The organism is Alkalinema sp. FACHB-956, assembly GCF_014697025.1.
GTDB lineage: Bacteria > Cyanobacteriota > Cyanobacteriia > Leptolyngbyales > Leptolyngbyaceae > Alkalinema.
Genome location: NZ_JACJRC010000001.1, coordinates 387570 through 402493 on the forward strand (window position 1 = coordinate 387570; position 14924 = coordinate 402493).

The following is a 14924-nucleotide window of genomic DNA, read 5'->3' on the forward strand; positions in this document are numbered from 1 at the left end:
TACAACCTCGGACAAATTTCGGGTACCCATTGCCTTACAATGTGACGGTTGTATTTCTGAGACAGGACCTTGATCGAGCGTTATACACTGCCCGAAATGGGCGCAATCTGGAGTGACGAATATAAACTACAAACCTGGTTGCAAGTGGAAATCGCAGTCTGCGAAGCCCAAGCTGAATTGGGTTACATTCCCCAAGATGCGGTAGACGAGATCAAGGCGAAGGCAAAGTTTGATATCAACCGCGTTCTAGAAATTGAAAAAGAAGTCAAGCATGATGTGATTGCCTTCTTAACCAATGTGAATGAGTACGTAGGGGATGCAGGTCGCTACATCCACCTGGGAATGACTAGTTCTGACATGCTGGATACCGCCTTGGCGTTACAGATTGTCGCCAGTTTGGATCTGATTATGCAAAAGCTGGAGGACTGCATTCAAGCAATCCGCTACCAAGCGCAACAGCACCGAGATACGGTCATGATTGGTCGCTCCCATGGGATCCATGCAGAACCAATGACTTTCGGATTTAAGTTAGCGGGTTGGTTGGCAGAAATGCTTCGCAACCGCGATCGTCTCTGTGCCATTAAGAAATCGATCGCAGTGGGTCAAATTTCCGGTGCAGTGGGCACCTATGCCAATATCGATCCAAAAATTGAAGAACTAACCTGTCAGAAGCTGGGTTTGGAACCAGATGCAGCGTCTACCCAAGTCATTTCCCGCGATCGCCATGCTGAGTTTATGAATGGGCTGGCGCTGGTGACTGCTTCGATCGAGCGGTTTGCCGTGGAAATTCGTAACTTACAACGCACGGATGTCCTGGAAGTAGAAGAATTTTTCTCGAAAGGACAAAAAGGCTCTTCTGCCATGCCTCACAAGCGCAATCCGATTCGATCGGAGCGGCTGACCGGAATGGCGCGGTTAGTTCGGGGGTATGCGGTCGCTGCCTTGGAAAACGTGGCTTTATGGCACGAACGGGATATTTCCCATAGTTCTGTGGAACGGGTGGCGTTTCCAGATGCCTGCATCCTGACGCACTTTATGCTGGTGGAGATCACGGATTTAGTCAAGCACTTGCTGGTCTATCCCGAAAACATGACCCGCAACATGAACCTGTACGGTGGGGTGGTCTTCAGTCAACGAGTGCTGCTGACCTTGGTTGGTAAAGGCATGAAACGGGAAGAAGCCTACGCGATCGTTCAAAGCTGTGCCCATACGGAATGGAACGTAGAAGGGGGAAACTTCCGCGCCAAAATTGAAGCCAATGAGCAAGTCAAGGCACTGCTTTCTCCCGAAGAAATTGCTGACTGTTTTGACGCCAAGCATCATCTAAAAAATCTCGATCAGGTCTATCAACGGTTAGGCATCTAGACAGGCCAAAGCGAGTCAATTACAAAGCGAGTCAATTAGAGGATGTGAGCCAGGGGCTGGGACTTTGTGTCATCCCCTGGTTTGCTCGATTTTCCTCCAGTTCCCATCTTGGGATCAGGTTTGTATCAGATCTACAGGCCATTGCAGGATAAACCATTGGCAGGACGCCATGGTCGAATCTACAAAAAAGTCGCAAAAAAAGTCGCAGCCTGATCGACTGCGACCTATGGACAACTCAAATTTTCAACCAACTGTTCAACCAGTTCTGCCGCTTACACAGCTTGCAACCTAACGCTTGCGACCTAAACAGCGCGTTGCATTACCCAGGTGTGATCCAGCGTTTGAGACCGCTGTGGCATGACGGATACAGCTTTACTCTCTGGCATAGCAGCAACCTCAAATTTCCCTGCACTGGGTTTCTCGATCGGCTGTAGATTGCTTTGCAGAACCTCAATCTGAGCAACCAATTGTTGCAGTTGCAGTTGTAGATCTTGAATTTGAGGGACGACAACCTCTTGTTGGACAGGCAGCGCTTGAGATTCAACAGCTGCCATTTGGGATGCCCCATATCCCACGCGAGAAAAGCTCAGAAATCCTTGGGCTGCATGGAGCGGAGAAACGGCAGCATGAATGCTAACGGGCGAAACCTTGATGGGCGTCAAGTCAACTTCGGCTTTTGCGACAGCAAAGGATTGGGCAGGAGCGACAGTTGCTGGGGTAGATGGCTGAACCGAAGAACCATGAGCAGCTTCGGCTACTGGAAGCGCAGGTGCCTCTGCCAACGGAGCCACTGCCGTAGACTCATCTTCCAAAAAGAAGTCTAATCCCGATTGCAGTAAATGAGTCTCTGAAAGAAGAGACTGCTGTAGTTGACGATCGCGAACTTCTAAATTGGTTTGTAGTGTTTGCAACTGTTGCTCCATCAGGCTGACCTTCCGGGCCGATTTACGCCAGCCACGAACAGCTAAACCTGAGATGCCTAGCCCCAACATTCCTGCACTGGCTAAGCCTACGTAGGAAGCAGCAGAAGTTTTCATTTCGGAGATTGGCAGTGAACCGATCAGAGAGGTGCTTTTGGAGGTAACTTCTACTGAGTCAGTGACTGAGTCGGTGCTGGAGACCGCCGGAGCAACAGACATAAAAGCGACACTTGCGCCAGAGAGCAGAACAGCAGGAACTAGGATGTTGCCAAAGAAGGTTCTAGACATAATGGGTAACTCTGAGTATCTAGGTATCTAGCAAGATGGAGACAAACTGGTAGAAGAAAAACAAGGAGAAAAGCGCTTCCGGTGAATACCTCAAGTCCGAATAAGGTCTAAGTCAGAACACTTCAGCCCAGAACTCTTTGGGAAGGGCGCTCAACCTTTGATACCAGATTAAGGGCTAACGCCTAGGTATATGTTGTAAATCCGATGAAGAATGCTTCCAACATAGACAAGTTTATGTAAATTCCCTGATAACACTAACTAGATATGCCGACAAAGGGAGGCGAAAACCGTTGATAAGGACGATTTTCAGCGATTTTTCAGGTCTTCATGGGCATCTATAACCGTAGATACTCCCAAGGTGTTGAGGCAGGGGGAATGCGCAATTCACCTAACCGTCAGGCACTCTACCCAGAATCACAGCAGACCTATCCCCCTGGATTGAGCCTGGGAAATGGGGCTGAGCATTGAAGCTGAATCATCAACTAAGCATTTAAGCCTAAGCACTTCATAAGAAATGTAGCAGAGTTTATCTAGTCAGAAATACAGGGGCAGACCCATCTTTTTGAAGGACTAGACGCACCCAGGGCTGTTGATTTATGCCAGGGTGTATTCCGAATCACATGTATCCACCCTTCTCCCAACCAGACGGTCCTTTCACAAACCCATGGCCTTTTCACAAAGATGGGCCGATCGCGGAACTTTTTCCCCCCAACAATGACGTCATAAAATCCCGAATACGGAGTACACCTTTTGTCTTCTTTTATTCCATCTGGCCTCGATCGAGTGAATTCAACCCGTCGCAGTTCAGCTCAATGAATTCGCTACATGAATGAGCTCAATGATAAGTTTGCTGTACCTTGTATCCCTCTGACCCATGGCACATTCTTCTCGACAACCCGGTTCGCCCTGTCCACCTTCCTCAGTCACCCATGCCAAACCCCGATCGCTCCACCGATCCAGGCAATGGCTTAGGTCTGTTGGCTTCAGAATGCTGAGCTTGGCACTTTGTACTGCCATTACCTCAGTTTGTCTGCACCTAGGATGGCCGATCGGGGCGTTATTATCTGGGCCAGTATTTTCGTCTGGGCAAATATTTTCTCCAGTGGCTCAAGCTCAAACGGCAGGAGTTTTGCAACCTCCTTTATCTACGCGCAAAAGTGAGATTGTTGATGCCCAAGGACGCACTGTTCTATTGCGAGGCGTCAATTGGTTTGGCCTGGAAACCGAAACCCATGCCCCCCACGGACTTTGGGAGCGAGATTACGTTGATGTGGTTGCCCAAATCAAGCAAATGGGTTACAACGTGATTCGTTTGCCCTATTCCCTGGCTAGCTTAAAATCTCAAACCCTCTCGGGGATTAACTTTGATCTGCCCGGAAATGCCACTTTCAAGAACAAAACACCTTTGCAAGTGATGGATGCAGTGGTGCAAGAGGCCGGTCGTCAGGGGCTCTTTGTGATACTAGATAGCCATCGCTTAAATGACCAACGAATTCCTGAACTCTGGTACGGTGATGGCTTTACAGAAGCCGACTGGGTGAATACCTGGACAATGCTGGCGGAGCGTTACAAAAATCAGCCAAATGTGATCGGGGCTGACTTGAAAAATGAACCCCACGGGAAAGCCAGTTGGGGAACGGGCGATCGGGCAACGGATTGGCGACTGGCCGCCGAGCGGGCGGGTAATGCCATTCTGAAGGTAAATCGCAACTGGCTGATTATCGTAGAAGGCGTTGAAAATAACGTTCCCGGTCAGAAGCTGAAACATTGGATGGGCGGAAACCTAGAAGGGGTCGATCGCTTCCCAGTTCGCTTATCAGTGCCGAATCGGGTTGTGTACTCGCCCCACGAATATGGCCCCGGCGTCTTTGCCCAACCCTGGTTTGCCGACAAGCGCTTTCCCAATAACTTAGTCTCCCGTTGGAATCAAGGATTCTACTACATTGCCCAGCGAGGTATCGCGCCCATTTGGGTGGGGGAATTTGGGGGTCGCCAAACCGACAACCAATCCAAAGAAGGCATTTGGCAGCAGCGATTTGTGCAATTTCTGCAAACCAATCGTTTAGGGTTTGCCTACTGGAGTTTCAATCCTAATAGTGGCGATACTGGTGGTCTACTGCTAGATGACTGGAAAACTGTGGATCGCAATAAACAAAAATTGCTCAGCGTCCTGTTACCGACCTTAACAATGGCCCCTGTTGGTGGTCAGTCGCCCATACCTTCTCCAGTCCCCACGCCGACCCCAACCTCCCCATCACAGCCAGGTCCCCAGCCAACGCCCTCGGTGTCGCCTAGCCCGGTGTTGAGTTCCCCCCGATCGCCCAATTTAGAGACCCCATTGCAAGTCCAAGTCCAAAAACAATCTGATTGGGAAACGGGGTTTTGTACCAGGATTCAAGTCAGCAATCCCACTCAGCAAGCGATTTCCAACTGGCTTCTGCGCTTTAACATGGTTGATGCCACTATCACACAGTCTTGGAATGGCTCCTTCACAGTCCAAAGCGCAGGGAATTATCAAGTGCAACCTGCTGAATGGGGCAAGACCTTAACCCCTCGCCAAACGATCGACCTGGGATTTTGTGCCGACAAGAAAGGCCCGAATCCCCAACCACGAAACTTTCAGGCAGTCAAAACCTGAGACAACAGTTTGTTGAATGGGCGGTTAATTTTTGATAAAAAAACAAGCCTGCTGCATAACCTGCCAGGCTTGTTTGATTTTGCTAGATTGATGATGGTGCTCAATTCTCATAATCAATATTGTGCAACCATCGATTGATAGGCTATTCCAATTCCCCCGGTTCTAAAATGCGTTGGAATAGATAACCCGTCCCTCTTGCCGTGAGAATCAGTTCCGGATTGCTCGGGTCATCTTCCAGCTTGGCGCGCAGGCGAGAAATATGAACGTCTACCACCCGAGTATCCACATGCCGTTCAGGCGTGTAGCCCCAAACTTCCTGGAGAATTTCTGCCCGTGAGAAGGGGTCGCCCGACTTGCTGACCAATAGCTCTAACAGGCTAAATTCCATACCCGTGAGCCGAATGCGCTCATCCCCTTTGTACACTTGGCGCTTATTGGTATCGATCCGAATCGTATTGATTTGAATGACGCCGGAGCTGGGAATTCCCGTTGCAGAGTTTTTCTCAACTCGTCGTAGTACCGATCGAATCCGTGCTTCCAGTTCCTTCGGCGAAAATGGCTTGACGACATAGTCATCAGCCCCCAGTTCTAGCCCCGTAATGCGATCGGCCACGTCACCCAACGCCGTCAGCATAATAATCGGGACATCAGACTCTTTGCGAAGCTCTTGGCAAACACCATAGCCATCTAGCTTGGGCATCATGACATCTAGGACAACCAAGTCTGGATCAGCATTGCGAAAGGTATCCAGGGCTTCCTCTCCATCGGCGGCGGTCACCACGTCATAGCCAATCATGGAAAGGCGAGTTTCTAAAATCCGACGAATGCTAGCTTCGTCATCCACAACTAGGATTTTTTCTTTATGAGTTTCCAATTTGGGTAACGCTCCTTCAAAGAGGCAATCCTGAATGAGTTAAGTTTTCATACTCTATGATTAACAATAATAGAACATGTATTTGATTTGATAACCTAAGATCCTGATTATTACGAAGCTTCAGGCTTTCTTAAGACTTATAGAGATTGTAAAGAATTGCCCTTCACGTCCTCTATCCATGCCCAAGGCACGATCGCTCTTTGTTTGCAATCAATGTGGTGCAGAATTTCCCCAGTACTTTGGTCGTTGTCCGGCTTGTCATGCCTGGAACGCTTTAGAGGAGCAAGTTTCAGCCGCTGCTTCCAGTAGCAGTAGCAATCGCCTCAGCCAAAGTCCGCTCCTGCAATTAAGTCGGGGACGACGATCGCGGGATGCCACCAGTGAACCTCGCCCTGTGTCTTCGTTGACCTTGGGGCAAATCCAAGATCACCCCCAAGCTCGACTTGCATCTGGATATAGCGAACTCGATCGGGTGCTGGGTGGGGGCATTGTGCCAGGTTCCCTAGTGCTGATTGGGGGCGATCCGGGCATTGGCAAATCAACCCTGCTGCTGCAAACAGCCAACCGCTTAGCCCAAACCCACAGCATTCTCTATGTCTGTGCGGAGGAATCGGGGCAGCAGGTTAAACTCAGAGCCCAACGGTTGGGCATTGGTCTGGGGCGATCGACCTTGACAGATCCCGATTCCAGCGGCGATCGACCTGTTGACACTCGGAACTTGGATGCCGCAGAAGTAGCCCCGCCCAAATCCACCCGCACCAAACAGCCCCGCGCTAAGAAAACAGCCACCGCAGATGGCGAGACGCCTGCCGCTGATTTAGCGAATCCAGCTGATTTAGCGAATCCAGCTGATTTAGCGAATCCAGTTGCTGATAATCCGGATTCTGCCACCGGCGATTTATACCTCTTGCCGGAAATTGATCTCGATACGATTTTGACGGAGTTAGAATCCCTGCGGCCTCGGGTAGCGGTGATTGACAGTATCCAAGCGCTGTACTACGCGGCCCTCACGTCTGCGCCTGGTTCCGTGGCCCAGGTGCGGGAATGTACCTCGTTGTTGATGCAGTTGGCTAAGCGATTGGGCATTACGCTGTTCATCGTAGGACATGTCACCAAAGAGGGCGCGATCGCAGGGCCAAAGGTTCTGGAACATCTTGTCGATACGGTTTTGTACTTTGAGGGCGATCGCTTCGCCAGCCATCGCTTACTGCGATCGGTGAAAAATCGTTTTGGGGCGACCCATGAAGTGGGTGTGTTTGAAATGGTGGATCAAGGCTTACAGGAAATCTTGAATCCCTCCGAACTCTTTTTAGGCAACCGGGAGGAACCATCTTCCGGCACTGCGACGATCGTGGCCTGCGAGGGCACCAGACCGATCGTGGTGGAATTGCAAGCCCTGGTTGCTCCCACCAGTTACAGTTCGCCGCGCCGTTCCACTACAGGGATTGAGTACAATCGGCTGCTGCAAATTTTGGCGGTGCTGGAAAAGCGTGTTGGCATTCCGCTGTCCAAACTCGACGCCTATGTGGCCTCATCCGGAGGGCTCAGCGTCGGTGAACCCGCTGCCGATCTGGGCGTGGCGATCGCCGTGGCCGCTAGTTTCCGCGATCGCACGGTCGATCCGCAGACGGTGCTGATTGGCGAAGTGGGCTTGGGCGGCCAGGTGCGACCGGTGTCCCAGATGGAGTTGCGGTTGAAGGAAGCCGCCAAACTGGGCTTCAAACGGGCGATCGTGCCCAAAGGGGGCAATTACAATTCCGTCGGTCTGGAAATTATTCCCGTGGCCCGCGTGATGGATGCCATTGCGATCGCCCTCGTGGCCAGCCGACCCAGTTCAGAAATCACCCGTGAAGCAGAAACCGATCGCTGGGAGGCGGAGTAACCGAATCATCTGGTTTTTCGGGGGGTTTTTGGCGCAGACTGCCGCCAAAATCATCGATTATGGGTCGATCGCAAGCCGATCAAAACAAGGGGAATTAATGAACTTTTGTAAACGATTTCCCAGAAATCTCGCCTTTCCCATTTTGGATGCACCCTAAACTGGATAAACTACAAGGAGAATTCTGAAAGACCGCAAATCAAACCTCCATCGATATGAGCGTAGTTAGCCAAGTCATCCTTAAAGCCGACGACGAACTCCGGTATCTCACCAGCGGTGAACTCAAAGGCGTAGCAGATTTTTTTAAAACTGGTGAGCAGCGGACTCGCATCGCTGAAATCCTCGCTGAAAACGAAAAAAAGATTGTAGACGAAGCTTCTAAAAACCTCTGGAAGATTCATCCGGACTACATCTCCCCTGGTGGTAATGCCTACGGCAGCCGGGAGCGGGCGCAATGCATCCGCGACTATGGCTGGTACCTACGGCTAGTTACCTACGGGGTTCTGGCAGGCAATCAAGAGCCGATCGAATCGATCGGGTTGGTGGGAGCACGGGAAATGTACAACTCCCTCGGTGTTCCAGTTCCAGGTATGGCGGATGCTATCAAGTGTCTCAAGTCAGCGGCTTTGGACTTACTCAGTGATGCTGACGCAGCAGCAACTGCTCCCTACTTCGACATCATCATTCAAGCTATGTCCTAATTCAGGCTATATCCTAGTTCAACCCTGTCCTAGGTTTGGAATTCAAAGGTTTTTGCCTTAGGGATTTTAGACTTAGGAGGTTTTGCCTTAGGGACTTCGAACCTAGGGATGTTTAACCTAGAGATGTTGAACCTAATACCAAATTGATTTATCAATGCTACAGATCCGATCCCCCCTAGCCCCCCTTAAAAAGGGGGGAATTTAGTCAAATTCTTTCAAAGTCCTCCTTTTTAAGGGGGATTTAGGGGGATCGTCATGGGTTGCAATCACAGGTTGATTTGGTATAAGGATTTAGGCTGGTTTTCTGAGTTCAGTTGCTGAGTGCAGCCAAGTTTTGAGTCCTGATTTTTCTGGAAATTTTCCATCAGGTCGCTCATTGGGGTTATCGAAAAACATTGTGATTGAGGGAACGGCTTCTGTCGTTCCTTTTTTGTTGAGTGGGCTGAGGGTGTGGGTTGATGTCGCGTTTGATTGGACGAAAACCTATCGCTTGGACGAAAACCTATCGCGGCGAAAAGATTCATACATCCTCTACCCTGGCGGAACCGAACATCGCTAGACTAGAGTTATGGAATCTTGAATGATCCAACCTGATCTGTCTGGATAATTTAACCTTTAAGATCTTTTTAGGGTGCAGTCCCTCAAAAATAGGTTATGACAGTAAGGTTTGTTTCTACGAATCTTTGCCAGAGTTTCATTCATGAGCGCTGAGTTTTGCGATCGTAGCTATTCCCATTGTCCGATTTGCCACGGGTCTGCCATCGTTTGTGAAGGATTGGCGATCGGCGGATTGAAAGTGTGTCCCCACTGTGGTTCGCGGCTAGTGGCCAGTGGGACGGGCCATTATGTTCGGGATCCGTTTCGTTGGCAGCTTCCATCGGTCAAAATTCTACGGCTCCAGAGTCATCCGATTTCTCGCCTCGTCCGAGATTCTGGCTTCAAGACCCCCTCTTCGATCGTTGCTTTAATTGCGAGTTTGTTTTTACTAGGCATCACGACCGCCTATTCAGGAAACATCAGTAAATTGTTTGTCAGCTTTCCGATCGAACAGAAAACAGGAGTCCAGTCCGGGCAATAAATGCTGGGCTTGGTGTAAGGGGCTTCTGAGCTGGCTCGGCTCCGATGGCTTGACTGTTCACCCGCTGGGTTTGCCTTTCATCAGCGATCGATTTTCCTGGAAAATTCAGGGGAGTGGTTCGAGAAATCTTTTCCAGAGACTGTTGAACCAATCAGCAGTCTTTAAATTTTTATAAAGCTTTTTATAAAGCTACTTGATTAGATGGCGAGGCTAGAAACAGCAATTCTAGTAGCAGAAATGTGAGATGGCATGACACGGTTTCTCATGCTGCCAGCGCTGGAGAATTAGGTTCTGGAGAATTAGGTGCCCAAGAATTAGGCGCTGAAGAATTGAATCTGTCTCGGAGCTCGAACCCTGGTAATGCATCGATCTGCAATAGATTTTTCAATCGGTTCTAAATTGATGAACACCAAGGATAGAGTGCCATTGAGCAGTAATTAACGGCATTACAGTGGAGAGTAGTTGACTCAATGTTTAACTTTTGTAAAAATTATTGGAGTGAATACTCTCATTTTTGTTAAAAAAAATTAATGATAGTCACAGAGTTTATATCAAATTGTGTCAGTTGCTGCCTGAAACGCAGTTCTGGTCTGGTTTTCTGGTAAAAACCATTTGTTATAGATGAAAATTGTAAATTGCAAACTTCCTACTCGGTTTCAAACATTTGTTTGCACTGGCTTGTTAGAAGTTTTGTAATTTCGCCGGGTGCTGGCAGAATCTCTGTCGCATGCTTTAGATTTCTGTCCTTGGGCTTTCTGTAGCTTGCCGTAGAGTTGTAGTGTCCCGTGTCTAACTGTGCCTTTTCCCTCATAAATTTTCGATCGCTGCTAGGTCTGTCGCTCTAGCAGAGGAGAACACGCATCGAAGGAGTCTTGACCCGCATGTTCACTTACACCAAACCTTCTGTCCGCCACATTCAACCCGATGACCTCAATGGTCGCTCCTTGGTCAAGGTGGTGTACGTCGTGTTGGAACCCCAGTACCAGAGCGCATTGTCCGCAGCTGTGCGATCGATTAACGCCAGTAACCCAGATATAGCCGTTGAAATTAGTGGTTACTTGATTGAAGAGCTGCGGGATGCGAGTAATTACGAAGATTTCAAACGGGATGTGGCAGAGGCCAACGTCTTTATTGCTTCTCTGATCTTCCTGGAAGATTTGGCAGATAAGATCGTCGAGGCGGTGGAGCCTGTTAAAGCCAATCTAGATGTTTCTGTGGTCTTCCCTTCAATGCCACAGGTGATGCGTCTCAATAAAATGGGCAGCTTCTCCCTGGCGCAGATCGGCCAGTCTAAGAGCGTCATTTCCAGCTTCATGAAGAAGCGTAAAGAGAAGTCTGGCGCTGGCTTCCAAGACGCCATGCTCAAGCTGCTGCGGACCTTGCCGACGGTGCTGAAATATCTGCCCGTGGAAAAAGCCCAGGATGCCCGCAACTTTATGCTGAGCTTCCAGTACTGGCTAGGGGGCAACCAAGATAACCTGGAAAACTTCCTGCTCATGCTGGCCGATCGCTACGTCTTCAAGGGTGAAAGGGCGATCGCTGGGGCCACGAAAGATTCTCCCAACCTTGAGTACAGTGAGCCGGTCACCTATCCCGACATGGGGATTTGGCATCCCTTGGCTCCCACGATGTACGAAGATGCCAAGGAATACTTCAACTGGTATGCCTCCCGTGGCGATTTGCCCGAGGCTCAGCGGCGGGGCGATTGCCCAACGGTTGGGTTGGTGCTGCAACGGACGCACATTGTGACCGGGGACGATGCCCACTACGTGTCTGTGTTGTCGGAATTTGAAGCCCTAGGTGCCCGTGTCATTCCGGTGTTTGCGGGGGGCTTGGACTTCTCCAAACCTGTGGATGCCTATTTCTACGATCCGATCGAGCAAAATCAAGCGATCGTTGATGTCGTGGTTTCCCTGACTGGCTTTGCCCTGGTGGGTGGCCCTGCCAAACAGGATCATCCCAAGGCGGTGGAATCGCTCAAACGCTTGAACCGTCCCTACATGGTGGCCTTGCCGCTGGTCTTCCAAACCACCGAGGAATGGCAGGAAAGCGAACTGGGTCTGCACCCCATTCAAGTGGCCCTGCAAATTGCCCTGCCGGAACTGGACGGGGCGATCGAACCCATCATCATGTCCGGTCGCGATGGTGCCACGGGTAAGGCGATTACCCTGCAAGATCGGGTCGAAGCGATCGCGCAACGGGCTTTGAAGTGGGCTAACCTGCGCCGCAAACCCAAGGCTGAGAAGAAGGTGGCCATTACGGTCTTTAGCTTCCCGCCGGACAAGGGCAACGTGGGTACCGCTGCTTACCTGGATGTGTTTGGCTCCATCTACAAGGTGCTGGAAGGCTTGAAAGCCGACGGCTACACGATCGACGGCGTACCCGAAGATTCCAAATCCCTGATGCTGGAAGTGCTGCACGATGCCCAAGCCCAGTACAACAGCCCTGAGCTGAACATCGCCTACCGCATGTCGGTTGAGGAGTACGAGCGCCTGACGCCCTACCAAGAGCGCCTGCACGAATCCTGGGGGCCACCTCCCGGTCATCTGAATACCGATGGCCAAAATCTGCTGGTATTCGGTAAGCAGTTTGGTAATGTCTTCATCGGTGTGCAGCCCACCTTTGGCTACGAAGGCGACCCGATGCGGCTGCTGTTCTCCCGATCGGCCAGTCCCCACCACGGATTTGCCGCCTACTACACCTACCTGGAAAAGGTTTGGCAAGCGGATGCTGTCCTGCACTTCGGTACCCACGGATCCTTGGAGTTCATGCCTGGGAAACAAATGGGGATGTCCGATACCTGCTATCCCGACAGCTTGATTGGGTCCATTCCCAACCTGTATTACTACGCGGCTAACAATCCGTCGGAAGCCACGATCGCCAAGCGCCGTAGCTACGCGGAAACGATTTCCTATCTGACCCCTCCGGCGGAAAATGCGGGGCTTTACAAGGGCTTGAAGGAGCTGAGCGAGTTGATCGGCTCCTACCAAACCATGAAGGACAGTGGGCGCGGCGTGCAGATCGTAGACACGATTATGGACAAGGCCCGCATCTGCAACCTGGATAAGGATGTGGTGTTGCCGGAGGGTTCAGCGGCGGAACTGACCCAAGACGATCGCGATGGCATTGTCGGCAAGATCTACATCAAGATTATGGAGATCGAGTCGCGGTTGCTGCCCTGTGGTCTGCATGTGATTGGCAAGCCCCCCACGGCGGAGGAAGCGATCGCCACGTTGGTGAACATTGCCAGCCTCGATCGGGAGGAGGAGGAAATCCTCAGTCTGCCGCGCGTCATTGCCAATAGCGTTTACCGCAACATCGACGAGATCTTCAAAAACAGTGACCTGGGTGTGTTGGCGGATGTGCAACTGCTCAACGACGTTCAGCAGGCCACCCGTGCAGCGGTCACGGCCATGGTGCGATCGCAGCAAGATGAAGAAGGTCGGGTTTCTAAAACCTCGATGTTCTCCAACCTGTTTGCAGGATTTGGAGCCCAGAAGAAGGAACCCTGGGTGCAAGCTCTCCACGATTTGGGCTACACCAATGTGGATCCCGATGCCTTGAAGCCATTGTTTGAGTTCTTGCAGTTCTGCCTGAAGCAAGTGGTGGCGGATAACGAACTGGGCGGCTTGCTAACGGGTCTGAATGGGGAATACATCAATCCTGGCCCCGGTGGTGACCCGATTCGTAACCCAGATGTGTTGCCCACGGGTAAAAATATCCATGCCCTGGACCCGCAGTCGATTCCCACGGCGGCGGCGGTGAAGTCGGCCAAGATTGTGGTCGATCGTTTGATCGATCGGCAGAAAACCGAGAACAACGGAGCCTATCCCGAAACGATCGCCTGCGTCCTCTGGGGAACGGATAACATCAAAACCTATGGGGAATCCTTGGCACAAATCCTTTGGATGGTGGGTGCGAAGCCGATTCCCGATTCCTTTGGTCGTGTCAACAAGTTAGAGTTGATTCCGCTCCATGAACTGGGTCGTCCTCGGATTGACGTTGTGGTCAACTGTTCTGGGGTCTTCCGCGACCTGTTCATTAACCAAATGGCGCTGTTGGACAAAGCGGTCAAAATGGCTGCGGAAGCGGATGAGCCCCTAGAGATGAACTTCGTTCGCAAACATGCCTTGCAACAGGCGGAAGAACTGGGCGTGAATATTCGTGAGGCCGCAACCCGTGTCTTCTCCAATGCCTCCGGTTCCTACTCCTCCAACATCAACTTGGCGGTGGAAAATGGCACCTGGGAAAATGAAGAGGAACTGCAAAACATGTACCTCTCCCGCAAGGGCTTTGCCTTCTCGGCGGATAATCCTGGAGTGATGGAGCAGAATGAGCAAGTCTTCCGGGCAGCCCTGAAAACGGCGGATGTGACCTTCCAGAACCTGGATTCCTCGGAAATTTCCTTGACGGATGTGTCCCACTACTACGACTCCGATCCGACCAAGATCGTGGCGCGCCTGCGGGATGATGGGAAGGCTCCGGCGTCCTTTATGGCGGATACCACCACGGCCAATGCCCAGATTCGGACGCTTTCGGAAACGGTGCGCTTAGATTCACGGACGAAGTTGCTGAATCCCAAGTGGTACGAGGGGATGCTCTCCCACGGGTACGAAGGGGTGCGGGAGTTGTCGAAGCGTTTGGTCAACACGATGGGTTGGTCTGCGACGGCGGATGCGGTGGATAACTGGATCTATGAAGATACCAACTCTACCTTCATCAAGGATGAGGAGATGTGCAAACGGTTGATGGATCTCAACCCCAACTCCTTCCGCAAGATGGTGACGACTCTGCTGGAAGCCAATGGTCGCGGCTACTGGGATACTTCGGAGGAAAACCTCGATCGCCTACGCGAACTCTACCAAGAAGTAGAAGACCGCATTGAAGGCGTTGAGTAAGTTCACCTGAGTCTAACTATGGGGCCTTCAATCTGAAAGGACTGGAGGCCCCCGCTAAACTTTCAATGAGTTCCAGAGAGCAGGGGGGGTATCACTGTCTAGTGATACCCCCCCTGCTTTTGATAGGTATTGCAAGTTGCCCTCACAAATCCCCTGTACTGGGACGGAGAATTCACGTTCGGGGGGTGTCGGGGGAGTAGAGTCCCCTGACATGTCAGGGGGCAAGGTAGTTTCTCTGACGCTCTGCCAGAGCAAACTGCCTTGAGGGGAGAAGTTCCCCGAT

General features: G+C 51.2%; 8 protein-coding genes. 6 read left to right on the forward strand and 2 right to left on the reverse strand.

The genetic code is table 11. The features are described 5' to 3' along the window. Window positions 1–69 precede the first annotated feature (69 nt). Window positions 70–1365: an adenylosuccinate lyase gene (purB, locus tag H6G21_RS01585; RefSeq protein ID WP_190569786.1), complete on the forward strand. Its 1296-nt coding sequence runs from the start codon at window positions 70–72 to the stop codon at window positions 1363–1365. 302 nt (window positions 1366–1667) lie between these two features. On the opposite strand, the gene H6G21_RS01590 is transcribed toward purB, so the two are convergent. Continuing rightward, window positions 1668–2402, reverse strand: a complete 735-nt coding sequence (locus H6G21_RS01590; protein WP_190569788.1) for a hypothetical protein — start codon at window positions 2400–2402, stop codon at window positions 1668–1670. Between the two features lie 1045 nt (window positions 2403–3447). On the opposite strand from H6G21_RS01590, the gene H6G21_RS01595 reads away from it, so the two are divergent. Beyond that, window positions 3448–5211, forward strand: coding sequence for a cellulase family glycosylhydrolase (locus H6G21_RS01595; RefSeq protein WP_199306958.1), 1764 nt, complete (start codon window positions 3448–3450; stop codon window positions 5209–5211). 142 nt (window positions 5212–5353) lie between these two features. Here H6G21_RS01595 and rpaB read toward each other — a convergent pair whose 3' ends face one another. Continuing rightward, entirely contained in the window at window positions 5354–6085 is a 732-nt protein-coding gene (gene rpaB, locus H6G21_RS01600) for a response regulator transcription factor RpaB (protein ID WP_190569790.1), read from the reverse strand. Between the two features lie 178 nt (window positions 6086–6263). Here rpaB and radA point away from each other — a divergent pair, with 178 nt between their 5' ends. From radA to H6G21_RS01620, 4 genes are all read left to right on the forward strand, one after another. Further along, window positions 6264–7967: a DNA repair protein RadA gene (radA, locus tag H6G21_RS25520; RefSeq protein WP_190569792.1), complete on the forward strand. Its 1704-nt coding sequence runs from the start codon at window positions 6264–6266 to the stop codon at window positions 7965–7967. Window positions 7968–8179: 212 nt separating this feature from the next. Continuing rightward, window positions 8180–8665 (forward strand): allophycocyanin subunit alpha-B, encoded by a 486-nt coding sequence (gene apcD, locus H6G21_RS01610; protein ID WP_190569794.1) that lies wholly within the window; start codon window positions 8180–8182, stop codon window positions 8663–8665. Window positions 8666–9365: 700 nt separating this feature from the next. After that, on the forward strand, window positions 9366–9743 hold the full coding sequence (locus H6G21_RS01615; protein WP_190569798.1) for a hypothetical protein: 378 nt from the start codon (window positions 9366–9368) through the stop codon (window positions 9741–9743). Window positions 9744–10624: 881 nt separating this feature from the next. After that, entirely contained in the window at window positions 10625–14641 is a 4017-nt protein-coding gene (locus H6G21_RS01620) for a magnesium chelatase subunit H (protein ID WP_190569800.1), read from the forward strand. Window positions 14642–14924 lie beyond the last annotated feature (283 nt).